Here is a 22,461-nt window from a genome sequence, read left to right on the forward strand (position 1 = left end):
GCACGCACGGCGTGTCGAGGGCTTTAGTGTCTGCTCGCGCTCGTTAGCGGCGGGCACGCACAAGTTCTTCGACAGCGCGCAAAGACACCGAAAGCCTCTCTTCCCAACCGCCCGTGATCACCACGAATGATCGTCCCGCGGCGCGGAGAGCCTGCTCGCAGCGGGCGAAAAAGGTACCGCGTGCGCCGGGGACACAGCGTCCGTCGTCGGCGTCCCAGGGCACATCGGGCGTGGTGAGCAGTGTGAGATCGTAGGGACGCCGAGCTAGATCACGGAGCTCTTGCGGGCAGCCGCCCGCCAGGAACTCGGCCCACACGGTCGTCGCGAGCGGATCCGTGTCGCAGATCAGGACGCGATCGGCGTCACGAGCCAAGGCTTCCTCCGACGCGATCTGTCCGCGAACGATTTCGGCCCACTCCAGTCCTATCAGTGAGCCGCCATTGAGCTCCCGCAACATTTTCGCCCGCTCCGGGACCCACTTCGTTCGGAGCTTTTCCGCAACCGCCTGTGCCAGCGTGGTCTTCCCGGTGGATTCGGGTCCGATGATGCTCACGCGTTTGACGAAGGCCGGCCGCACGCACCGTGGGATGTGTTGCCAGTGGCCAAGCGGGTCCGCGCGGATGTCGGTTGCAGTCACGGGAACGACGGTGCGACCGTGATCGACCGCCACGAAACGCGCTCCGAGGATCTGGGCAAAGTCCGCGTTGTAGGGCTCGGCACCGAAGACGAAGTCGGGGCGGGTTGCCAGCACGCCCTGCAGGCTCGCCTTCCAGATGTCCCAGAAGTCCGGGTGCTCCCACGGGCGCTGCGGGTTCTCGTTGGCCAGATGGACCACGCGATCGAAGGGGAACAGCTCCCGCATCCATGCAACGCGCTGGGCGCCCGGAATCGGCTCTGCTGCCGTTGATCCGACGACGATGGTCAGCTCATCCACCCATCGCCGCGCGAACTCGCAAAGGTAGACGTGTCCCGCATGGGGCGGCATGAACTTGCCGAGCACCATTCCGTGTGTCACGACGTCGCCTCAGCGATTCGGCCGGCGATGACATTCTCCCACTCGTCCAGCCGCGAAAGAAAGTACGCCTCAGCCTCATCGAAGCTGATTCCGACGTCAGGAGCGACCTTGGCTACGACGTCGGCGTAGACCCGGGAGGCCTCTGGGTCGACGAATTCCCACTGACCGAGGGGCCATTTCGCGGTGAGATAACCCGCGTCCGAGTACGCTTGGTACAACGGCGTTCCCGGATAGGGGACGATCCGGCTCATGAACTTGAAGCCGACCGTATACTTTGTTGCCCGCAGCAGGCGGACTGTTTCGCGTAGCTCGTCGGGCTGCACGGTGGGGTGAAACATAATGGTGCCCGGGATAACGTCAATGCCGAGCTGTTGCAGGGCGTTGATCGTGTCGGCGGCATCTTGTCCACGAGTGAGGATCTGCTTGCGGTAGGCGCGCAGTTGCTCGTAGGACCCAGTCTCCACGCCGATGAATACCCGACGCAGGCCCGCCCTGTGCAGATGTTTGAACAAGTCCAGATCGACAACGGAGTCCAGCCGGATATCGACCATGAAGTTGACGCTGATCCCCCTCCTGAGTACCGCGTTGGCAAAGTCAGCGGCGCGTTGCTGCGAACCGGGGTGTTTGGAGATAAACAGGTCGTCGGTGATGGATAGGAAGTTGACGTCGTAGTCCGACACCAGATAATCGATCTCGTCGACGACCGCGTCAACCGACTTCGCCCGGTAGCTGTCCTTCCCTAGCATCGCGGACATGGCCCCGGTGCCGCAGAACGTGCAGCGGTAGGGGCATCCGCGGGTGGAAAAGACGGAGGCGGCGAAGCCATCAGCAAGGACGGTCGGCAACTCGTCGCGAGCCGGGCGAGGCAACTCGTCAAGGTCGACCAGCGAGGAGGGTGTGCGCAGGATCTGTCCCTGCTCACTACGGCGGGCTAGTCCCGGGACGTCGTCAACCGCAGCGTCATTCGCCAGGGCCAAGGCCAGCTTGGTGAACGCTACCTCCCCGTCGCCAACGACGACGTAGTCGAAACAGTCATGCTGGCGCAGGATGCGCTCGTAGTTCAGTGTTGCCATCGCATTCCCGATGACGATGCGCACGCCATCCCAGGCCTGTCTCGCGCGCTGCGCCAACCACAACACCTCCGGAAATGTGTCGATGCAGGAAAAGCCGACAAGCCGGGGCGTTCCTGATAAGGCGGCGGCGCTTTGCATGGCCAGCCACGTCTCCTGCACGGACCCGTGGCCGGCGACCAGGCCGTTGACGGAGGTGACTGCGATCCCTTGGGTCTTGGCGTATGCCTTGATCGACATCATCCCGAGGTGCTCCATGGGCATGGAGCAATACAGCCACGGATCTCCAAGCTTGAGTCCGTCAACGTACGACAGCCCGTCTTGACGGACGCCTGGAGGATTGACCAGAAGAGTTGCCACGTGGAGAACTTTACAAACGATTTCGGCTGGTGATGGGCGGAATTGCGCCCTGCGGCTCTGGTCGCCGGGCCGCGACGTACCCTCGGCGCATGCAGATTCGCCCGTATATCGGCGCCGATAAGCCCGCCGTCATCCTGTATCCGTCCGGGACGGTCATCAGCTTCGACGAGTTGGAGGCCCGCGCCAACCGGTTGGCGCATTGGTTCCGCCAGGCTGGTCTGCGCGAGGACGACGTCGTGGCCATCCTGATGGAGAACAACGAGCACGTGCACGCGGTCATGTGGGCGGCTCGCCGCAGCGGGTTGTACTACGTGCCGATCAATACCCACCTGACCGCCTCCGAGGCCGCCTACATCGTCGACAACAGCGGTGCCAAAGCAATTGTCGGTTCGGCGGCGCTGCGCGAGACCTGCCACGGCCTGGCCGAACACCTTCCGGGCGGGCTGCCGGACCTGCTGATGCTTGCCGGGGGCGGTCTGGTCGGCTGGATGACCTACCCGGAATGCGTTGCCGATCAACCAGACACCCCGATCGAGGACGAACGCGAGGGTGACCTGCTGCAGTACTCGTCGGGAACGACTGGCCGACCGAAGGGAATCAAACGCGAATTGCCACACGTCTCACCGGATGCGGCACCCGGGATGATGCCGGCACTGCTCGATTTCTGGATGGACGCCGACTCGGTATATCTGAGTCCCGCGCCGATGTACCACACCGCTCCGTCAGTGTGGACGATGAGCGCACTGGCCGCGGGCGTCACCACCGTCGTGATGGAGAAGTTCGACGCCGAGGGCGCCCTCGACGCCATCCAGCGCTACCGGGTGACCCACGCGCAATTCGTCCCGGCCATGTTCGTCCGGATGCTGAAACTCCCTGAAGCAGTTCGTAATTCGTATGACATGTCCAGCCTTAGGCGAGTGATCCACGCGGCCGCTCCATGTCCAGTCCAGATCAAGGAGCAGATGATTCACTGGTGGGGACCGATCATCGACGAGTACTACGCCTCCTCGGAAGCCAGCGGGTCGACGTTGATCACAGCCGAGGATTGGTTGACGCATCCGGGTTCGGTCGGCAAGCCCATACAGGGCGGGGTGCACATCGTGGGCGCCGACGGCAGCGAGCTGCCGCCGAACCAGCCGGGCGAAATCTATTTCGAGGGCGGGTACCCCTTCGAATACCTCAACGATCCGGCGAAAACCGCGGCGTCGCGCAACAAGCACGGCTGGGTAACCGTCGGCGACGTCGGCTATCTCGACGACGACGGCTACTTGTTCCTGACCGGCCGGCGCCACCACATGATCATCTCCGGCGGCGTGAACATCTACCCGCAGGAGGCGGAGAACCTCTTGGTCGCCCACCCCAAGGTGCTCGACGCGGCGGTGTTCGGCGTTCCCGACGACGAGATGGGTCAACGTGTCATGGCCGCGGTGCAAACCGTCGACTCCGCCGATGCCAACGATCAGTTCGCCGGCGAGCTATTAGCCTGGTTACGAGACCGCTTGTCACACTTCAAGTGTCCAAGGTCGATCGCGTTCGAACCGCAATTGCCGCGCACCGACACCGGAAAGCTCTACAAGAGCGGGCTGGTCGAAAAATACTCGGTGTGACCGATGCTGCCGGGGGCCCGACCTGTCCACCCAGACACCGGCTATATCCCGCCCCGGGCCACCAGTTGTCCGGCTATCACGTTGCGCTGGATCTCGTTGGTGCCTTCACCGAGGATCATCAAGGGTGCGTCGCGGAAGTACCGTTCCACGTCGTACTCGGTCGAGTAGCCGTAGCCGCCGTGGATACGCACGGCGTTTAGGGCGATTTCCATCGCGACCTCGGAGGCGAACAACTTGGCCATCCCGGCCTCCATATCGCAGCGTTGGCCGCTGTCGTACCGCTCGGCGGCATAGCGGGTCAGCTGACGGGCCGCTGTGAGCTTGGTCGCCATGTCGGCCAGGTAATTGCCGACCGCCTGATGCTGCCAGATCGGTCGGCCAAAGCTTTCCCGTTGCTGAGCGTAGGCCAGCGAGTCCTCGAGTGCCGCCGTCGCCACGCCCAGCGCCCGCGCGGCCACTTGGATGCGACCCGTTTCAAGTCCCTTCATCATCTGCGAAAAGCCTTGACCCATGGCTCCGCCCAGGATCGCCGAGACCGGCACCCGGAGGTTGTCGAACGACAGCTCGCAGGATTCGACGCCCTTGTAACCCAACTTCGGCAAGTCCCGCGACACCGTGAGTCCCGGCCCGGGTTCGACGAGCACGATCGACATGCCTTGGTGCCGCGGTGTGGCGTTCGGGTCGGTCTTGCACAGCACCGCGAAAAGTCCGGACCGGCGGGCGTTGCTGATCCACGTCTTGCAGCCGTTGATCAACAACCCGGCAGAGCCTTCAGGGCCGTCGGCCAACGCCGTGGTCGACATGTTCTGCAGATCCGAGCCACCGCCGGGCTCGGTTAGCGCCATGGTGGCCCGCAGCTCGCCACTGGCCATCGGGGGCAGATATGTCCGCCGCTGTTCCTCGGTGCCAAACAGGGTCAGCAATTTGGCGACGACGGTGTGCCCGCCCATCGCGCCGGCCAGGCTCATCCAGCCGCGTGCCAGCTCCTGGGTGACTTGCACATAGCACGGCATCGACACCGGCGACCCGCCGTACTGTTCGTCGATCGCCAGGCCGTAGATGCCGATGTGTTTCATCTGCTCGATCCACGCCTCCGGGTAGCTATTGGCATGCTCGACCTCACGGACGGTTGGCTTCACGTCTCGGTCGATGAATGCCCGCACGGTGGCGACCAGCATCGCTTCGTCGTCGTTGAGCTCGTTGCGCACCTTTTGTCGCCCTCCGTATTGACCCCCTGTCCGATAGCCTGCCAGCATGTGGCGTTGTGGCTAGCGGGTATGGGGGCATCCGCGTCGGCGGGCCCTATTTCGATGACCTGTCAAAAGGTCAGGTGTTCGACTGGGCGCCGGGGGTCACACTGTCGCTGGGGCTGGCGGCCGCCCATCAGTCGATCGTGGGTAACCGGCTACGCCTGGCTCTGGACTCCGACCTGTGTGCGGCGGTGACGGGTATGCCGGGGCCGCTGGCGCATCCGGGCCTGGTTTGCGATGTGGCGATCGGCCAGTCAACTTTGGCGACTCAGCGGGTCAAAGCCAACCTGTTCTACCGCGGGCTCAGGTTTCACCGATTTCCGGCAGTGGGCGACACCCTCTACACCCGTACCGAGGTGGTGGGGCTGCGAGCCAACTCGCCCAAACCGGGCCGTGCGCCAACCGGATTGGCGGGGCTGCGGATGACCACGATCGACCGGACCGATCGGTTGGTGCTCGATTTCTACCGGTGCGCCATGCTGCCCGCCAGCCCCGATTGGAAACCCGGCGCTGTGCCAGGTGACGACTTGTCCAGGATCGGTGCCGACGCGCCGGCGCCGGCCGCCGATCCAACCGCACACTGGGACGGTGCGGTTTTCCGAAAGCGGGTTCCCGGGCCGCACTTCGATGCCGGTATTGCCGGTGCGGTGTTGCATAGCACCGCAGACCTGGTCAGTGGAGCGCCGGAGCTGGCTCGGCTCACCCTCAATATCGCTGCTACGCACCATGATTGGCGGGTCAGCGGACGACGGCTGGTCTACGGCGGGCATACCATCGGACTGGCACTCGCGCAGGCAACCCGGCTATTGCCTAACCTGGCGACCGTCCTGGACTGGGAATCCTGCGACCACACCGCTCCGGTACACGAGGGCGACACCCTCTACAGCGAGCTGCATATCGAGTCTGCGCAGGCCCACGCAGACGGGGGTGTGCTGGGACTGCGGTCACTGGTCTACGCGGTCAGCGATTCGGCGAGTGAGCCCGATCGGCAGGTGCTCGACTGGCGTTTTAGCGCCTTGCAATTCTAGGTTCGGTTACTAAGGGCCAGCGCGGCACGCAAACTGTTGCACTGACTAGTGAAGAACCTTTGTGAGACCCCAACATTCGGGGCCACACGATCGAAACCGTGGAAGGCGCCTTCGACTACTTCTACCTGGCATGGCACCCCGGCTGCTGTCAGACGTTCGGCATAGGCCAGATCCTCGTCGTGGAGCAGGTCGTGGGTGCCGACGCCGATCCATGCCGGCGCCAGCCCTCCTAGGTCGTCACGCCGTCCCGGGACCGCGACCCGTGCGTCCGCATCGCCAAGATATGCCCGCCAGCCGAACCGGTTGGCGCGCCCGTTCCATAGCCGGTAGTGCGGGTTGGCGGGGGCGATCGACGTCCGGTCGTCGAGCATGGGGTACACCAGCAACTGAAATGCCGGTGTGATGCCGCCACGGTCGCGGGCAAGCAGAGCCAGCGCCGCCGCGAGGCCGCCGCCGGCACTAGCGCCGCCGATTGCCACCCGCGCGGGGTCCACCGCCGGCAGGCTGGCCAGCCAGGTCAACGCCGAGTAGCAGTCGCCCAGGGCGGCAGGATACGGATTTTCCGGCGCCAGGCGGTAGTCCACCGATGCGACAGTGATGCCCAGTCTGCTGCTGAACCGGAGGCAGAGCCGATCGTCCTGTTGCGCGGTGCCCATTACGTATCCGCCGGCGTGGATCCACAGCAGCGCGGGCGCTGGTTCGTTGCTGCCGGCGGGTCGGTATAGCCGGACACCGACCCCGGATTCCAGGGTGAGCACCTCGATATCGGGGGGTGTACGGGACATTCGAAGCCCCGCGACGACGATCAATGCCCGCATGACTGGCAGGGTGCGAGGACCGACCAGCTGTCGTGGGGTGACGACGGCGATGCGACGCAGGTCGGGGTGGACTTCGTTGCCGGACACCGGTCCAGTATGCGTCGGCGCAATTTCGCCTCGGTACAGCGATGGCTTTGGCAGGCTGCGGTTAGTCGAACGAGGATCGGGATGGTGGCCTGATGAGTGATCCAGCAAGAGGGGCGGAAGCCGAGGATGCCTACGGTTTTCCCGCCGGGCTGTGGCGCTGGCTGCAGCGGCATCCACCGCCGGCGTTGCACCGGCTCACCCGGTTTCGCAGCCCGTTGCGTGGTCCGTGGTTGACGTCGGTGTTCGGCCTGGTGCTATTGGTGGCGTTGCCTTTCGTCATCATCACCGGGCTACTTTCTTATATCGCCTATGCGCCGCAGCTGGGCCAGGCCATCCCCGGTGACGTCGGCTGGCTGCGACTCCCCGCTTTCACCTGGCCCACCCGTCCGTCCTGGCTGTACCGGTTGACCCAGGGGCTGCATGTGGGGCTGGGGCTGGTGATCATTCCCGTGGTGCTGGCCAAGTTGTGGTCGGTGATACCGCGGCTGTTTGTGTGGCCGCCGGCGCGCTCGATTGCCCAGGTGCTCGAACGGTTGTCGGTGCTGATGCTGGTCGGTGGGATCCTGTTCCAGATCGTCACCGGCGTGCTCAACATTCAGTATGACTACATCTTCGGGTTCAGCTTCTACACCGGCCACTATTTTGGGGCTTGGGTCTTCATTGCGGGTTTCCTGTTGCATATCGTGGTCAAGATCCCCCACATGGTCACCGGGTTGCGATCGATACCGATGCGAGAAGTGTTGGGTACCAACGTGGCTGACACCCGGGCGCAGCCGTGCGATCCGGACGGGCTGGTGTCGGTCAATCCGGGCGAGGCCACGCTAAGCAGACGCGGTGCCCTGGGATTGGTCGGTGCCGGGGTGCTGCTGATCGGGGTGCTGACGGTTGGGCAAACCCTGGGCGGGTTCACCCGCAAGGCCGCCCTGCTGCTGCCCCGGGGCCGTGTCGTGAGCCCGGGCGACTTCCCGGTCAACAAGACCGCCGCCGCCGCCGGGATCACCGCGGAGGCCATTGGCCCCGACTGGCGGCTGGTGCTGCGTGGCGGGCCTGCGGAAGTAGTGCTGGATCGCGCCACGCTGGCCGGCCTGCCGCAACGCACCGCCCGGCTGCCGCTGGCCTGCGTCGAAGGGTGGTCGGCCGTGCGCACCTGGAGCGGCGTGCCGCTGGCCGAGCTGGCGCTGCTGGCGGGCGTGCCGGCGGCGCGCTCGGCACGGGTTACATCGCTGCAGCGCGGCGGGGCGTTCGGCGAGGCGAAGCTGGCGGCAAACCAGATCGCCGACCCCGATGCGCTGCTGGCGTTGCGGGTCGACGGGGCGGATCTGTCGCTGGATCATGGCTACCCGGCCCGCATCATCGTTCCCGCACTGCCCGGTGTGCACAACACGAAATGGGTCGCTGGCATCGAATTCCACAAGAGGTGAAATGTTCGACATTGCAACGCGTTTCAAAAACTCCTACGGGTCAGGTCCATTGCACCTGCTGGCGATGGTGTCTGGCTTCGCCCTGCTGGGCTACATCGTGGCCACCGCCAGGCCCTCGGCACTGTGGAACCAGGCCACCTGGTGTCAGTCGATCGCGGTCTGGTTTGTCGCCGCCGTCGTAGCCCACGACCTGCTGTTGTACCCGCTCTACGCGCTGGCCGACCGGATCCTGGCCAGGCTAGTCGGCAGGCGCGACGTCTCGGCGCCCCGCCGCCGCCCGGAACTACCGGTACGCAACTACATTCGGATCCCGGCGCTGGCAGCCGGCTTGACGCTGCTGGTTTTCCTGCCCGGCATCATCAGACAGGGTGCGCCGACATACCTGGATGCGACCGGACAGACGCAGGAACCATTTCTGGGCAGGTGGTTGCTGCTCACCGCGGTCGCGTTCGGGATCAGCGCGGCCGCTTACGCCATTCGGCTGGTGGTGGCGCACGTGAGGCGGCGCCGAGCGGGGTGTTCGCGGGTCGACGCGATCGACGAGGAGTAGGCTCCCACCATGAACCAGCGACGCGCCGCCGGGTCAACCGGTGTGGCCTACATCAGATGGTTGCTACGTGCCCGTCCCGCTGACTATATGCTGGCCTTGAGTGTCGCCGGGGGTTCGCTACCGGTGGTGGGTAAGCACCTCAAGCCGCTCGGCGGCGTTACTGCCATCGGCGTCTGGGGCGCCCGGCACGCATCCGATTTCTTGTCCGCGACGGCGAAGGATTTACTGACCCCCGGTATCAACGAGGTTCGCCGTCGAGATCGTGCCAGCACGCAGGAGGTTTCCGTCGCGGCCTTACGCGGCATCGTTTCGCCCGACGACCTTGCCGTCGAATGGCCGGCGCCGGAGCGCACGCCGCCGGTCTGCGGGGCGCTGCGCCACCGCCGTTACGTCCACCGCCGTCGCGTCCTCTACGGCGACGACCCGGCCCAGTTGCTCGACGTATGGCGCCGCAAAGATATGCCCACCAAACCCGCGCCGGTGTTGATCTTCGTCCCAGGCGGTGCCTGGGTGCACGGCAGTCGCGCCATCCAGGGGTATGCGGTGCTGTCTCGGCTGGCCGCACAGGGGTGGGTGTGCCTATCGATCGACTACCGGGTCGCACCGCATCACCGCTGGCCACGACACATCCTGGATGTCAAGACCGCCATCGCGTGGGCACGGGCCAATGTCGACAAATTCGGCGGTGACCGCAATTTCATTGCGGTGGCTGGTTGTTCGGCCGGCGGCCACTTGTCCGCGCTGGCCGGGCTCACCGCCAACGACCCGCAATATCAGGCCGAGCTGCCAGAGGGCTCCGACACGTCGGTCGACGCGGTGGTGGGGATTTACGGCCGCTACGACTGGGAGGACCGCTCCACCCCGGAACGTGCCCGGTTCGTCGATTTTCTGGAGCGGGTGGTGGTTCAGCGCACGATTGATCGTCACCCCGAAGTGTTCCGTGACGCGTCGCCGATCCAACGAGTCACCAGAAATGCACCGCCATTCCTGGTGATTCATGGCAGCCGTGACTGTGTCATCCCGGTTGAGCAGGCGCGGAGCTTTGTCGAGCGGTTACGAGCGGTCTCCCGCTCACAGGTTGGCTACCTGGAGCTGCCCGGTGCGGGCCACGGCTTCGACCTGCTAGACGGCGCTCGCACCGGCCCGACGGCACACGCGATCGCGCTGTTTCTCAACCAGGTTCATCGCAGCCGGGCACAGTTCGCGAAAGAGGTCATCTAAACGCCGGCCAATTGTATGGTCGCCCTATGAGTAGGGGGCTGCGGTGAAACGGCTCAGCGGCTGGGACGCGGTACTGCTTTACAGCGAGACCCCGAATGTGCACATGCACACACTCAAGGTCGCCGTGATCGAATTGGATTCGGGCAGACAGGAATTCGGTGTCGACGCGTTTCGCGAGGTGATCGCTGGCCGGCTGCATAAGCTTGAGCCATTGGGCTATCAGCTGGTTGATGTCCCGTTGAAGTTCCATCACCCGATGTGGCGGGAGCACTGCCAGGTCGATCTCAACTACCACATCCGGCCGTGGCGGTTGCGCGCCCCGGGGGGTCGGCGCGAACTCGACGAGGCGGTCGGAGAAATCGCCAGCACCCCGCTGAACCGCGACCACCCGCTGTGGGAGATGTACTTCGTTGAGGGGCTTGCCAACCACCGGATCGCGGTGGTTGCCAAAATTCACCATGCGTTGGCTGACGGTGTTGCCTCGGCAAACATGATGGCACGGGGGATGGATCTGCTGCCGGGACCGGAGGTCGGCCGCTATGTGCCTGACCCCGCTCCTACCAAGCGGCAGTTGCTGTCCGCGGCGTTCATCGACCACTTGCGCCACCTCGGCCGGATTCCTGCAACCATCCGGTACACCACGCAGGGTCTAGGCCGGGTGCGACGTAGCTCGCGCAAGCTCTCACCCGCACTGACCATGCCATTTACCCCACCACCGACGTTCATGAATCACCGGCTCACCCCGGAGCGCAGGTTCGCCACCGCCACCCTGGCGCTGATTGACGTGAAGGCGACGGCCAAGTTGCTGGGGGCGACGATCAACGACATGGTGCTGGCCATGTCGACCGGCGCTCTGCGTACCCTGCTATTGCGCTATGACGGCAAGGCCGAACCGCTGCTGGCGTCGGTCCCGGTGAGTTACGACTTCTCACCGGAGCGGATCTCCGGTAACCGCTTCACCGGAATGCTGGTGGCGCTGCCTGCCGACTCCGACGACCCGTTGCAGCGGGTGCGCGTCTGTCACGAAAACGCGGTCTCCGCCAAGGAGAGCCACCAGCTTTTGGGACCGGAGTTGATCAGCCGCTGGGCGGCTTACTGGCCACCTGCCGGTGCAGAAGCCTTGTTCCGGTGGTTGTCTGAGCGCGACGGGCAGAACAAGGTACTCAACTTGAATATCTCGAATGTTCCCGGTCCGCGCGAACGCGGCCGCGTGGGGGCCGCGCTGGTCACCGAGATCTATTCGGTGGGCCCGTTGACCGCCGGTAGCGGATTGAATATCACGGTGTGGAGTTATGTCGATCAGCTCAATATCTCGGTGTTAACCGATGGTTCCACCGTGCAGGACCCGCATGAAGTAACCGCGGGAATGATCGCGGACTTCATCGAAATACGCCGCGCCGCTGGTCTTTCCGTGGAGTTGACAGTCGTCGAGTCCGCGATGGCGCAGGCATGACACGAAACACCGGACGAGTATGAGGCCAGTATGAGCAGCGAAAGCGACGCAGCCAACACCGAACCTGAGGTTCTGGTCGAACAGCGGGATCGGATTTTGATCATCACGATCAACCGCCCGAAAGCCAAGAACGCGGTCAACGCCGCAGTCAGCCGGGGCTTGGCCGATGCGATGGATCAGCTGGACGGCGATGCCGGCCTGTCGGTGGCAATCCTGACCGGTGCGGGCGGTTCGTTCTGCGCGGGCATGGACCTCAAGGCGTTCGCCCGGGGCGAGAATGTCGTCGTCGAAGGTCGCGGCCTTGGCTTTACCGAACGTCCGCCGACCAAGCCGCTCATTGCTGCGGTGGAAGGCTACGCGTTGGCGGGTGGCACCGAGCTGGCGCTTGCTGCCGACCTGATCGTGGCGGCCAGGGATTCGGCGTTCGGGATTCCTGAAGTCAAGCGGGGTCTGGTTGCCGGCGGCGGGGGATTGCTGCGGTTGCCGGAGCGCATCCCGTATGCGATAGCCATGGAGTTGGCGCTGACCGGTGACAACCTACCGGCCGAACGCGCGCACGAGCTGGGGCTCGTCAACGTTTTGGCCGAGCCGGGGACCGCCCTCGATGCTGCGATCGCGTTGGCGGAGAAGATCACCGCCAATGGGCCGCTGGCGGTGGTGGCCACCAAGCGGATTATCACCGAGTCGCGTGGGTGGAGTCCCGACACTATGTTCGCTGAGCAGATGAAGATCCTGGTGCCGGTGTTCACCTCCAACGACGCGAAGGAAGGTGCGATCGCGTTCGCCGAGAGGCGCCGGCCCCGTTGGACGGGCACCTAGCCCAGCTACGCGACGGTGTAGCCCATCGGCAGCAGGACACTCTTTTGCTGGGTGAAGTGTTCGACACCCTCGGGCCCGTTCTCGCGGCCGATTCCGGAGTTCTTGTAGCCGCCGAAGGGTGAGCCGGGATCGAAGGCGTACCAGTTGATTCCGTATGTCCCGGTGCGGATCTGCTGCGAGATCTTGATGCCTTTGGGCACGTCGGTGGTCCACACGCTGCCCGCCAGCCCATACACTGAATCGTTGGCGATCGCGATCGCGTCCTCCTCGGTGTCATAAGGAATGATGGCCAGCACCGGCCCGAAGATCTCCTCCTGTGCGATGGTCATCTTGTTGTCGACATCGGCGAATACGGTGGGTTGGATAAAGAAGCCGTTGTCCAAGCCCTCGGGACGGCCGCCGCCGCACACCAACCGAGCGCCCTCCTCGATGCCCTTGGCGATGTAGCCTTCAACGCGAGTCCGCTGCTTCTCCGAGATCAGCGGCCCGATCTGAGCTGCCGGGTCCGACGGCGGGCCCACCGGGAGAGCCGTTACGAAATTAGTTACCGCAGCCACGATTTCGTCGTACCGGGAGCGCGGAGCCAGAATGCGGGTCTGGTTGACGCAGCCCTGTCCGGCGTTCATGACGCCGGAGAACACCATCATCGGAATAGCTGCGGCCAGGTCGACGTCCTCGAGAATGATGGCCGCCGACTTGCCGCCGAGTTCTAAGGTGCACGGCTTGAGCATCTCAGCGGCACGCCTGCCGACCTCTCGGCCGACGGCCGAGCTGCCGGTGAAGGTAAACATGTCGATGTCCGGGTTAGACGTCAGCGCCTGCCCGGTCTCAATCCCTCCCGGCACTACCGACAACACCCCCTCGGGCAGGCCCACCTCGGCGAACACCTCCGCCAAAGCGTTTGCGGTCAGCGGTGTTTCGGCGGCGGGCTTGAGCACGATGGTGCAGCCGGCCAGCAGCGCCGGCGCAATCTTGTTGACGGCCAGAAACAGCGGGACGTTCCAGGCCACGATCGCGCCCACCACACCGACCGGCTCACGGCTGACAATGCTCTGTCCATAGGAGCCGGTGCGGGTTTCGGTCCAGGTGACCTTGTCCGCTGCACCGGCAAAGTAGTTCATCGCCCCCATCGAACCCATCCAGTGCATCGTCTCGATGATGGTCGGCGGCTGGCCGGTTTCGGCTGCGAGCAGCTTGGTGAACAGGTCCTTGCGCTCAGCCAGCATCTTGACCGCCGCAGCGATCACCGCCGCACGCTCGTGCGGCGGGGTCGAGGGCCAGGGGCCGTTGTCGAACGCCGCACGTGCTGCGGCGACCGCGGCGTCGACGTCGGCGGCGGCCGCCATCGGCACCTTGCCGACATATTCCCCAGTGGCTGGGCAGCGTACCTCGATAACATCGGAGGTCGACGGTTTGGTCCACTTGCCGCCGATGAAAAGCTTGTCGTATTCCGTGGCACTGTCAGACATATGCGCCGCTCCTCCTCATCGCTGCGCTCGGCATCGTCGCCGGCGGTCATGGCGTCACCCTACCCAAGCCGAACGCGAAACGAGAACGTGTTCCATTATTAGGGTGTGAGCACCAATACCAGATTGCTCACCAGGAACTCACGCAGCACCGGGACGGATGTCAGCCACCACGCCCATCTGGGGTGGTAGCGGGGAAATGCGGCTAACGCTGCTCCGGTGCCGGCAGCCCAGCGCAGACCCTCGGCGGCGGACACGGCAAACAACGACGACCCATAGTTGTTTTTTGCCGGATGGCCGTGTTTGCGGACATATCGGGCGGCGGCGCGGGCGCCGCCGAGGTAGTGGCTGAGGCCCATCTCGTGCCCGCCGAATGGCCCCAGCCAAACCGTGTAGGACAGCACGACCAACCCGCCTGGCTTGGTCACCCGCAGCATCTCGGTGCCAAGCTGCCAGGGGCGCGGCACGTGTTCGGCGACATTGGAGGACAAGCAGATGTCTACCGAGTCGTCGGCGAACGGCAGTGCCATGCCTGACGCCCGGACGAACATGCCGGGCCGGCCGGTGAACGCAGGTCCGGCGGCATGCATTTCATCAGGGTCCGGCTCGACGCCGATGTAGCCGACACCGGCGTCGGAGAACGCCGTCGCGAAATACCCCGGCCCGCCGCCAACGTCGAGCAGCGTACGGCCAACTGGCGGCTCGCCATGTGTGGCCAGCCACAGATCGCCGATCATTGCTGCGGTGTCGGCCGCCAGTGTGCGATAGAACCGTGCCGGGTCGCGCTGCTCGTAGCGGAAGTCTGCCAGCAGTCGCAGCGAGCGCCGCAGTGTCGCCCGTCGCGCGAACACATCGGTGACCGCCACCTGGCACACCCTACGGCCCGCTAGGCTATCGACCAATGTCTGCTCTGCGCTCGGTGTTGCTGCTGTGCTGGCGCGACATCGGGCACCCCCAGGGGGGCGGGAGCGAAGCCTATCTGCAACGCATCGGGGCTCAGTTGGCCGCATCGGGCATTGCAGTCACGTTGCGCACCGCTCGCTATCCCGGTGCGCCACGGCATGAACTGGTCGACGGGGTGCGGATCAGTCGTGCCGGCGGGCGCTACTCGGTGTATCTATGGGCGTTGCTGGCGATGGCCGCAGCCCGATGTGGGCTTGGGCCGCTGCGCCGAGTGCGCCCGGATGTGGTCGTTGATACCCAAAACGGCTGGCCGTTTGTGGCCCGGCTGTTGTATGGCCGGCGGTCGCTGGTACTGGTACACCATTGCCACCGTGAGCAGTGGCCGGTGGCCGGGCGGATGATGGGTCGGCTCGGCTGGTATGTCGAGTCGATGTTGTCGCCACGGCTACACCGGCGCAACCAGTACGTGACGGTGTCGCTGCCGTCGGCGCGGGATCTGATCGCCCTCGGTGTGGACAGCGAGCGGATCGCTGTGGTGCGCAACGGCCTCGACGAGGCGCCGTCGCCAACGTTGTCCGGCCCACGTGCGCCCACGCCGCGTGTGGTGGTGCTCTCCCGGCTGGTGCCGCACAAGCAGATCGAGGACGCGTTGGCAGCGGTCGCGGAGCTACAGCCTCGGATACCGGGCCTGCACCTAGACATCGTCGGCGGTGGCTGGTGGCGGCAGCGCCTCGTTGACCATGTGCACCGGCTCGACATTGCTGACGCCGTTACCTTTCACGGGCATGTCGACGATGTGACCAAACACCATGTGCTGCAAAGCTCCTGGGTGCACTTGTTGCCCTCACGTAAAGAGGGATGGGGGCTCGCGGTCATCGAGGCGGCCCAGCACGGCGTGCCCACCATCGGGTACAGATCCTCCGGTGGTTTGGCGGACTCGATCGTCGACGGGGTGACCGGCATATTGGTCGACGACCGGGCCGAATTGGTGGCTTGGCTCGAACAACTGCTGTCCGATTCGGTGCTGCGTGACCAACTCGGCGCCAAGGCACAGGCGCGTAGCGGTGAGTTCTCCTGGCGGCAAAGCGCCGAAGCGCTGCGCAGCGTGTTGGAGGCAGTGCAGGCCAGCCGTTTTGTCAGCGGCGTGGTTTGAGCCGGCTTCGACAGACTTAATCCTGGGCGCGGCTCGCCGGCGTGTCTTCGCAGTGGTGTAAGTGTCGGCGCACCCAATAGCCGGCCGCGCCAGCGCCGCCGACCAGCAGCATCGAAAGCCACGCCCAATGCGCGAGCATTGTCGCTTTGAGGCGGGCCGACGATGCACCGGAGGTTTGGCCGCCGACCCGATAAAGAGCCAATTCGTCGTCGCGGTGCGCCGCTGCTAGCCGGCCGAGGGTGCGTGCGGCCGCGCCCATGTCGCCGGCGCTGTCGGATTCGACGACCAGCCACCCGACGCCGGCCGCGGCCAAGGTTGACGGATGGGGCCCGGTGAGCAGCAGCTCCTGGACCGCCCGGGCGTGCGCGTCTTCGCCGGGAACGGTCACCCCGGAAATGACCAGATCACCTGTGGTCAGCACATCGGCGCGAACCCAACGGGGGAGCGGATCGAGTACCGGTGCCGAACCGGACCACGAGAAGCGCCGCATGGTGCCCGCGGGCAAGACCGCAACCGTCCGGGGATCGGCATTGATCGCCGCTGCCACCGCCGCCCAACCGGACGGGTAGTGCACAGGCGCAACCTTGCCCCACACCCCCCACGCCAAGTCAGGCAGCGTTAGGACCAGCGCCAGACAGCAGACCACCGCCGCCGTTGCCGGTCGCAGCCAGCGTCGCAGCGTTAGCACCGTGCCCGCACCGGAGAGTGTGTATCCGGGTACCGCCAGCGCGACCCACTTCTGTCCGTCGCGCAGCACGCCCAGGCCGGGTGCGGCATCGACCACCACCCGTAGCGCGTGCAGACCTGGGCCGGTCGCAAGGACAGCCGGGACCATCACGGACACCGCCGCTAGTGTCAGCAGCGGCACTGCCACGGGCCGGCGCGCCACAGTCGGTAGTCCGATCGCCACCATGGCGAGTAGTACGACGGCGGATGCCACTGCGAAAAGCGTTGTCCGCGAGCTAGGTACGGCCTCGCCGTTCCAGATCCCACCGAGACTGGCCAAGCTGCCAAGCGTGCCCAGCCCCGGTTCGGCGCGTGGCGCGAACGCGGTAACCCCAAGCTGATTGGCTGCCGTGTGGCTGGTCAACGACGAGCCCAGCGCCGACGCCGTCAGCCAGGGCAGCGCACCCACCAGCGCGGAGCCCAACGCCGCGACCCCACATTGCCAGCGCGGGCGGCCCGCGCCGGGCATCGCCACGCACACCACCGCAACTGTCGCGGCGAGTAGCAGCCCGGACGGGGTCAGGCCGGCCAGCGCAACCCAGAACGCCAGCCCAAAAAGCCCGAACCAACCCGCGCCAACCGTTGTTCGCATCGTTAACATCGCCGTCGCAACCCAGGGCAGACACCCATAGCCGACCAGCAGGCTCCAATGGCCCTGCAAAAGTCGTTCGGCCACATAGGGATTCCAGATCGCCAGCGTGATCGCGACAAACTGGCCGGCTGCCCCCGCTGCGGGTAGTGCCGTTGCGACCAGTCGGGCCGCGCCCCAGCCCGCCAGCCAAAGCCCCAGCAGCAGCAGCGCTTTCACCACGACGCCGCCGTCGACGAGGTGTGACGCCAAAGCGACCGCGAAGTCCTGCGGAGTCGCCCGGGGCGCCGATGTCAGCCCTAGGGCGTTGGCCGACACATACGACCGTGGTGTGGACACTGCATCGCGCAGCAGTAGGTATCCGGGCCGCAGTAGCGGCGCGGCCAACAGCAGCACCAAGACCAGCGCGTACCCCGGTCGGAACCAGCGCACGTCGCCTGATTAGCGCCGCTCGGGCGGGCCGGGGTCGGGATGCCCCGCGTCCGGCGGTGGGGGCGGCTGCGCCGAACCGAGTCGGGGCGGATCCGAGCCACTCGGCTCGCGCGGGAAGTCGGGGCGCTGCGTGGGCAGTTTCTCGGTCTCAGCCTCCGCTCCAGGCACCGGTTCTTCGAAGCCGCCGCGGCGGTAATCGTGGTCGTCCCGATCCCCGCTGGCAGCCATCAGCGCACCTTCGGTCCGAAGGCTAAACGACGCGAACAGACCACCGCCGACCAGCGCGACCAAGCCGGCCGCGGTGAATGTAATCGGCAGCACCCGCGACCACAGCGCCAGCCGGTCGCGCTCGTCGCGAGCCGCGTTGACCTGGGATTCGACCGTCTCTTCGGTGGAGGTGACCTGGTAGTCGGCAAACGTGACCTCGGGTTTGAGTGGGTCACGAGCGAAGTAGTGGTTGGCGCGTTCGGTTTCTTTGACGATGGTGCCGGACACCGGGTCCACCCAGAATGTTCGCTGCGCCGCGTAATAGCGGGTCATGGTGATTTGCTCGTTCGGATCACCGGGTAGCCCCCACATCGCCGCTGATGTGGTGACTTTGCCGTCCTCGTCGCCGGCGTACAGCGACGGGTATTTGAGGGGAGCCACCAGCTTCCCCTCGGGGGTGTAGCCGACGTTCTGCGTGAAGCGGTATGTGGTTAAACCGTTGACGTCCTCCTCGCCTTCGTAGTTGGCGTCAAACGCTTTCTGTGCGATGGGGTCGAAATAGGGGTATGTCTTCTTCTCGGTGTGAAACGGGAACCGGTAAGACAGCCCGTCGTGCCGCAGCGGAATGGCCGTCGGCGGGTTCTCGTCATTGAGGCCCCGCGGTTTCTGGACGGCGCCGCCGGTGTGGGTGTCGTCGGAGACAGCCATCGCCGTCTTGCGGTTGAGGGTGACCGTGTCGACGATCGCCAGCAGCAGCCCGCTGTCCTTCTGCTTGTCGGTGCGCCGGAGCGAGGATCCGACCTGAAGTGTGACCACGTCGGCGTTGGCGGGCGATTCGACGGTGACTTGCTGTTGGGACACCAGCGGCACGTCCTGGTTGACCACGATGTGCTCGGTGGCTAGCGACGCCGAGTCGAGTGCCGTTCCAGTGCCGTCGCTGATCAACGTGGCATCGATATCGAGTGGGATCTCAGCGATCCTGCTGGTGGTATAGGTCGACAGCAGCAGGGCGGCGATCAGTAGGGCGGCTCCGAGTCCGATAGCGCCGCACGCGGCGAACCGCAACATGACTGCCCGGTTCACCTGCGCCGCTCTCCCCCGCAAGCGGGTGGTGCCCCCACCTCATCGCTTCGTCCCCCGCAAGCGGGCGGTGCCAACACTGCATCGTCGCCGGCGCGGTTCACGTTGCTGTGACCTCCTTATGGTCCATGGACTCGTCGGTCGGGACCCGCTCCGACCTGACCAAGCGAGGCAAAACCCGTTTGACCCTAACAGCAGAGCGTATGGGCCCGGCGGACGAATCGGGTGCACCGATTCGCCCGCAAACACCTCACAGGCACACTGTGTTGGTGACCAACGGCCAGGTGGTGGGTGGGACCCGTGGCTTTCTGCCCGCCGTCGAGGGAATGCGCGCATGCGCGGCCGTCGGCGTCGTGGTCACTCACGTCGCGTTCCAGACCGGGCACTCTAGCGGTGTGGGCGGGCGGCTGTTCGGCCGCTTCGATCTGGCGGTGGCGGTGTTCTTCGCCGTGTCGGGATTCTTGTTGTGGCGCGGACACGCCGCAGCGGCGCGAGATCTGCGGTCACACCCGCGAACCGGTCCGTATCTGCGATCGCGGGTGGCGCGCATCATGCCGGCCTATGTGGTGGCGGTGGTCGTCATCCTGTCCCTGCTGCCCGACGCGGATCATGCCAGCCTGACCGTGTGGCTGGCCAACCTGACGCTCACCCAGATCTATGTGCCGCTGACCCTGACCGGCGGCCTGACCCAGATGTGGAGCCTGTCCGTGGAGGTCGCCTTCTATGCGGCGCTGCCGGTCTTAGCGTTGCTGGGCCGCCGAATTCCGGTCGGTGCCCGAGTGCCGGCGATCGCGGCGCTGGCGGCGCTCAGCTGGGCGTGGGGCTGGCTCCCGTTGGACGCCGGGTCGGGGATCAACCCGTTGACCTGGCCGCCGGCGTTCTTCTCGTGGTTCGCCGCGGGAATGTTGCTGGCGGAGTGGGCCTACAGCCCGGTCGGGTTGCCGCATCGGTGGGCGCGCCGCCGCGTGGCGATGGCGGTTACCGCGCTGCTGGGTTACCTGGTGGCGGCCTCGCCGTTGGCGGGTCCGGAGGGCCTGGTTCCGGGCACGGCGGCACAATTCGCGGTGAAGACCGCGATGGGCTCGCTGGTAGCGTTCGCGCTGGTGGCGCCGCTGGTGCTGGACCGGCCCGACACGTCGCACCGGCTGCTGGGCAGCCCCGCGATGGTGACCCTGGGCCGTTGGTCCTATGGCCTGTTCATCTGGCATCTGGCCGCGCTGGCCATGGTGTTTCCCGTGATCGGAGCGTTCCCGTTTACCGGGCGAATGCCGACGGTGCTGGTGTTGACGCTGATCTTCGGTTTCGCGATCGCCGCGGTCAGCTACGCCCTGGTCGAGTCGCCCTGCCGGGAAGCGTTGCGCCGCTGGGAGCGCCGCAACGAACCCATATCGGTCGGCGAACTTCAGGCGGACGCGATTGCACCCTGACTCGGCCGGCTGACACCTGGCGGGCACCTAGTCGATCGTGCCCGCTGGCACGATCCACTGACAGGGCTGACCGGTCACGGCGGCGATGAGATCGAAGTCCGCGTCGTAATGTAGAACGACCAGCCCGTGTTCCTCGCCGGCCGCGGCAATGAGCAGGTCCGGGATTTTGCGACCGCGCTGACTACGCGCAGCGAGTAGGCGCTGGATTCCAAGCGCGCGGCGATGATGCGATGCCGTCGATTCGATGAGGTCGAACGCGCTCAATGCCACCATGAGCCGCTGCCACTCGGTTTCATTGCGTGCGGAGTACCCGACTTCAAGGTCGGTTATTTGCGTGCGAGCGACGGCACCGGCCTCAGCCAACGGTTCCACCGCCCGCCGCACGGCGGGCCGGCTGAGCCTTTTGATCACGCTGGTGTCGAGAAGATATTTCAGCGCCATGCTTCGGCGCGGTCCTCTGGCGGTGCGGCGGCCAGCGTGTCGAGAGCGGCGGCGACGCGTTGAACTCGCTGAGACGTGGCTTGCCGCAGGGCCGCGTTGACGGTGTCTTTGATCGTCGTCGTGCCCAATTCTGTACGAGCCATGTTTAAAGCCTGCTCGTCGATGTCGACGAGATGTTTCGCCATGAATCGGAGTATATATCAATAAGGAGCCGATATATATGCACAATGCCAAGCCCATGGCATTCGCCCGGCGCGGCTGTCTCACTGATAGCCGCCCTGCCGCTCGAAGATGCGGCGCGGGTTGTCGACGAGCATGGTGTGCAGCTGCTCGTCGGTGACGCCGTGCTGCTTCAGTGCGGGGATGACGTCGTTGTGGATGTGGAGGTAATGCCAATTCGGCATCGCCACCGGCACCAGCTCCTCGGGAAGCGCGTCGAAATAGCAGCAGGCGTCGTGTGATAGCACCATCTTGTCGGCATGGCCGCGCTCGCACATTCGGGCCACGATGTTCACCCGGTCCTGAAACGGTGAGATCACGTCGACGCCGAACCGGTCCATCCCGAGGTAGGAGCCGGCGGCGATGAGCTCTTCCAGGTAGCCGACGTCGGTGCTGTCGCCGCAGTGTCCGATAACCACCCGGCTCAGGTCCACCCCCTCCTCGGCGAAGATGCGTTGCTGGTCAAGGCCGCGCCGCAGCCCGGCGTGGGTGTGGGTGGAGATCGGCACCCCGGTGCGTTTGTGTGCTTGGGCGACCGCGCGCAACACCCGCTCGACACCAGGGGTGAGGCCGGGTTCGTCGGTGGCGCACTTGAGGATTCCCGCCTTGATGCCGGTGTCGGCGATGCCGTGCTCGATGTCGCGGACGAACATGTCGGTCATGATCTCCGGGCCGTCCAGCTGTGCGCCCGGCCCGAGGTAGTGGAAGTAGAACGGGACGTCGTTGTAGGTGTACAAGCCGGTGGCCACGACGATGTTCAGCTCGGTGGCCGCGGCCACCCGGGCGATGCGCGGGATGTATCGGCCCAGCCCGATCACCGTGAGGTCGACGATGGTGTCCACGCCGCGGACCTTGAGTTCGCCTAGCCGGGCGATGGCGCCGGCCACCCGCTTGTCCTCGTCGCCCCAGGCTTCCGGGTAGTTCTGCGCAATCTCGGTGGTCATGATGAAGACGTGCTCGTGCATGAGCGTGACGCCGAGATCAGCGGTGTCGATGGGTCCGCGAGCGGTATTTAGTTCTGGCACGTCACTGATGCTAGGCCGCAATCGGTGTCTTGCGGGGCCGCAGTGCAGTAGCGTCACCCTCGTCGTTGACCGAACCGCTCGGGAGCCAATTCTT

20 protein-coding genes and 1 pseudogene are annotated in these 22,461 nt (G+C 65.5%); 9 read left to right on the top strand and 12 right to left on the bottom strand.

Annotation, left to right across the window (positions count from 1 at the left end; translation table 11 throughout):
- Positions 1–43 precede the first annotated feature (43 nt).
- Both MCAN_RS01155 and MCAN_RS01160 read right to left on the bottom strand, forming a co-directional pair.
- Positions 44–1,015 carry a nicotinamide-nucleotide adenylyltransferase gene (locus MCAN_RS01155; protein ID WP_014000120.1) on the bottom strand — a complete coding sequence of 324 codons (972 nt, stop codon included), beginning with the start codon at positions 1,013–1,015 and terminating at the stop codon, positions 44–46.
- Entirely contained in the window at positions 1,012–2,445 is a 1,434-nt protein-coding gene (locus MCAN_RS01160) for a B12-binding domain-containing radical SAM protein (RefSeq protein WP_003911129.1), read from the bottom strand. The genes MCAN_RS01155 and MCAN_RS01160 overlap by 4 nt, the downstream gene beginning before the upstream one ends.
- An 89-nt stretch (positions 2,446–2,534) precedes the next feature.
- Here MCAN_RS01160 and fadD4 point away from each other — a divergent pair, with 89 nt between their 5' ends.
- Positions 2,535–4,052 (top strand): fatty-acid--CoA ligase FadD4, encoded by a 1,518-nt coding sequence (gene fadD4 / locus MCAN_RS01165; protein ID WP_003911098.1) that lies wholly within the window; start codon positions 2,535–2,537, stop codon positions 4,050–4,052.
- Between the two features lie 41 nt (positions 4,053–4,093).
- Here fadD4 and MCAN_RS01170 read toward each other — a convergent pair whose 3' ends face one another.
- Complete coding sequence (locus MCAN_RS01170; RefSeq protein ID WP_044109340.1) at positions 4,094–5,308, bottom strand: acyl-CoA dehydrogenase family protein; 1,215 nt, start codon at positions 5,306–5,308, stop codon at positions 4,094–4,096.
- Between the two features lie 8 nt (positions 5,309–5,316).
- On the opposite strand from MCAN_RS01170, the gene MCAN_RS01175 reads away from it, so the two are divergent.
- Positions 5,317–6,330: a MaoC family dehydratase gene (locus tag MCAN_RS01175; protein ID WP_003401224.1), complete on the top strand. Its 1,014-nt coding sequence runs from the start codon at positions 5,317–5,319 to the stop codon at positions 6,328–6,330.
- Here the strand turns inward: MCAN_RS01175 and MCAN_RS01180 are convergent.
- Positions 6,327–7,235 (bottom strand): alpha/beta hydrolase, encoded by a 909-nt coding sequence (locus MCAN_RS01180; protein WP_003401227.1) that lies wholly within the window; start codon positions 7,233–7,235, stop codon positions 6,327–6,329. The genes MCAN_RS01175 and MCAN_RS01180 overlap by 4 nt on opposite strands.
- A gap of 92 nt (positions 7,236–7,327) precedes the next feature.
- Here MCAN_RS01180 and MCAN_RS01185 point away from each other — a divergent pair, with 92 nt between their 5' ends.
- From MCAN_RS01185 to MCAN_RS01205, 5 genes are read left to right on the top strand one after another with little or no spacing between them, the layout of a single operon-like run.
- A complete protein-coding gene (locus MCAN_RS01185) occupies positions 7,328–8,656 on the top strand; it encodes a molybdopterin-dependent oxidoreductase (protein ID WP_003901829.1) in 1,329 nt (442 codons plus the stop codon).
- Between the two features lies 1 nt (position 8,657).
- Complete coding sequence (locus MCAN_RS01190; RefSeq protein ID WP_014000121.1) at positions 8,658–9,206, top strand: hypothetical protein; 549 nt, start codon at positions 8,658–8,660, stop codon at positions 9,204–9,206.
- 9 nt (positions 9,207–9,215) lie between these two features.
- Complete coding sequence (gene lipC, locus MCAN_RS01195) at positions 9,216–10,427, top strand: esterase LipC (RefSeq protein ID WP_003899863.1); 1,212 nt, start codon at positions 9,216–9,218, stop codon at positions 10,425–10,427.
- Between the two features lie 43 nt (positions 10,428–10,470).
- The gene (locus tag MCAN_RS01200) at positions 10,471–11,880 is read left to right on the top strand and encodes a WS/DGAT/MGAT family O-acyltransferase (RefSeq protein WP_014000122.1); all 1,410 of its coding nucleotides are present in this window, start codon (positions 10,471–10,473) and stop codon (positions 11,878–11,880) included.
- A gap of 30 nt (positions 11,881–11,910) precedes the next feature.
- Positions 11,911–12,699 carry a crotonase/enoyl-CoA hydratase family protein gene (locus tag MCAN_RS01205; RefSeq protein ID WP_014000123.1) on the top strand — a complete coding sequence of 263 codons (789 nt, stop codon included), beginning with the start codon at positions 11,911–11,913 and terminating at the stop codon, positions 12,697–12,699.
- Positions 12,700–12,704: 5 nt separating this feature from the next.
- On the opposite strand, the gene MCAN_RS01210 is transcribed toward MCAN_RS01205, so the two are convergent.
- Together MCAN_RS01210 and MCAN_RS01215 are read right to left on the bottom strand one after the other, a co-directional pair.
- Positions 12,705–14,168, bottom strand: a complete 1,464-nt coding sequence (locus MCAN_RS01210; protein WP_003899865.1) for an aldehyde dehydrogenase — start codon at positions 14,166–14,168, stop codon at positions 12,705–12,707.
- A 98-nt stretch (positions 14,169–14,266) separates the two neighbouring features.
- Positions 14,267–15,031 (bottom strand): class I SAM-dependent methyltransferase, encoded by a 765-nt coding sequence (locus tag MCAN_RS01215; protein WP_014000124.1) that lies wholly within the window; start codon positions 15,029–15,031, stop codon positions 14,267–14,269.
- Positions 15,032–15,066: 35 nt separating this feature from the next.
- Between MCAN_RS01215 and MCAN_RS01220 the strand changes: the two genes are divergently transcribed.
- Positions 15,067–16,221 carry a glycosyltransferase family 4 protein gene (locus tag MCAN_RS01220; RefSeq protein ID WP_003401246.1) on the top strand — a complete coding sequence of 385 codons (1,155 nt, stop codon included), beginning with the start codon at positions 15,067–15,069 and terminating at the stop codon, positions 16,219–16,221.
- Between the two features lie 16 nt (positions 16,222–16,237).
- Here MCAN_RS01220 and MCAN_RS01225 read toward each other — a convergent pair whose 3' ends face one another.
- The 3 genes and pseudogenes from MCAN_RS01225 to MCAN_RS24015 all read right to left on the bottom strand — a co-directional run.
- On the bottom strand, positions 16,238–17,968 hold the full coding sequence (locus MCAN_RS01225; protein WP_003401250.1) for a hypothetical protein: 1,731 nt from the start codon (positions 17,966–17,968) through the stop codon (positions 16,238–16,240).
- Between the two features lie 9 nt (positions 17,969–17,977).
- Positions 17,978–19,258 (bottom strand): DUF3068 domain-containing protein, encoded by a 1,281-nt coding sequence (locus MCAN_RS01230; protein WP_016719572.1) that lies wholly within the window; start codon positions 19,256–19,258, stop codon positions 17,978–17,980.
- Position 19,259: 1 nt separating this feature from the next.
- Positions 19,260–19,359 (bottom strand): annotated as a pseudogene (locus MCAN_RS24015) (hypothetical protein); the annotation flags it as partial.
- Positions 19,360–19,458: 99 nt separating this feature from the next.
- On the opposite strand from MCAN_RS24015, the gene MCAN_RS01235 reads away from it, so the two are divergent.
- Positions 19,459–20,682: an acyltransferase family protein gene (locus MCAN_RS01235; RefSeq protein ID WP_003401260.1), complete on the top strand. Its 1,224-nt coding sequence runs from the start codon at positions 19,459–19,461 to the stop codon at positions 20,680–20,682.
- Positions 20,683–20,709: 27 nt separating this feature from the next.
- Here MCAN_RS01235 and MCAN_RS01240 read toward each other — a convergent pair whose 3' ends face one another.
- From MCAN_RS01240 to MCAN_RS01250, 3 genes are all read right to left on the bottom strand, one after another.
- On the bottom strand, positions 20,710–21,123 hold the full coding sequence (locus tag MCAN_RS01240) for a PIN domain nuclease (RefSeq protein WP_003911071.1): 414 nt from the start codon (positions 21,121–21,123) through the stop codon (positions 20,710–20,712).
- A complete protein-coding gene (locus tag MCAN_RS01245) occupies positions 21,114–21,308 on the bottom strand; it encodes a hypothetical protein (RefSeq protein ID WP_003911072.1) in 195 nt (64 codons plus the stop codon). The genes MCAN_RS01240 and MCAN_RS01245 overlap by 10 nt, the downstream gene beginning before the upstream one ends.
- A 78-nt stretch (positions 21,309–21,386) precedes the next feature.
- Positions 21,387–22,367, bottom strand: coding sequence for a phosphotriesterase family protein (locus MCAN_RS01250; protein ID WP_014000125.1), 981 nt, complete (start codon positions 22,365–22,367; stop codon positions 21,387–21,389).
- Positions 22,368–22,461 lie beyond the last annotated feature (94 nt).

The organism is Mycobacterium canetti CIPT 140010059 (genome assembly GCF_000253375.1).
Lineage (GTDB): Bacteria > Actinomycetota > Actinomycetes > Mycobacteriales > Mycobacteriaceae > Mycobacterium > Mycobacterium tuberculosis.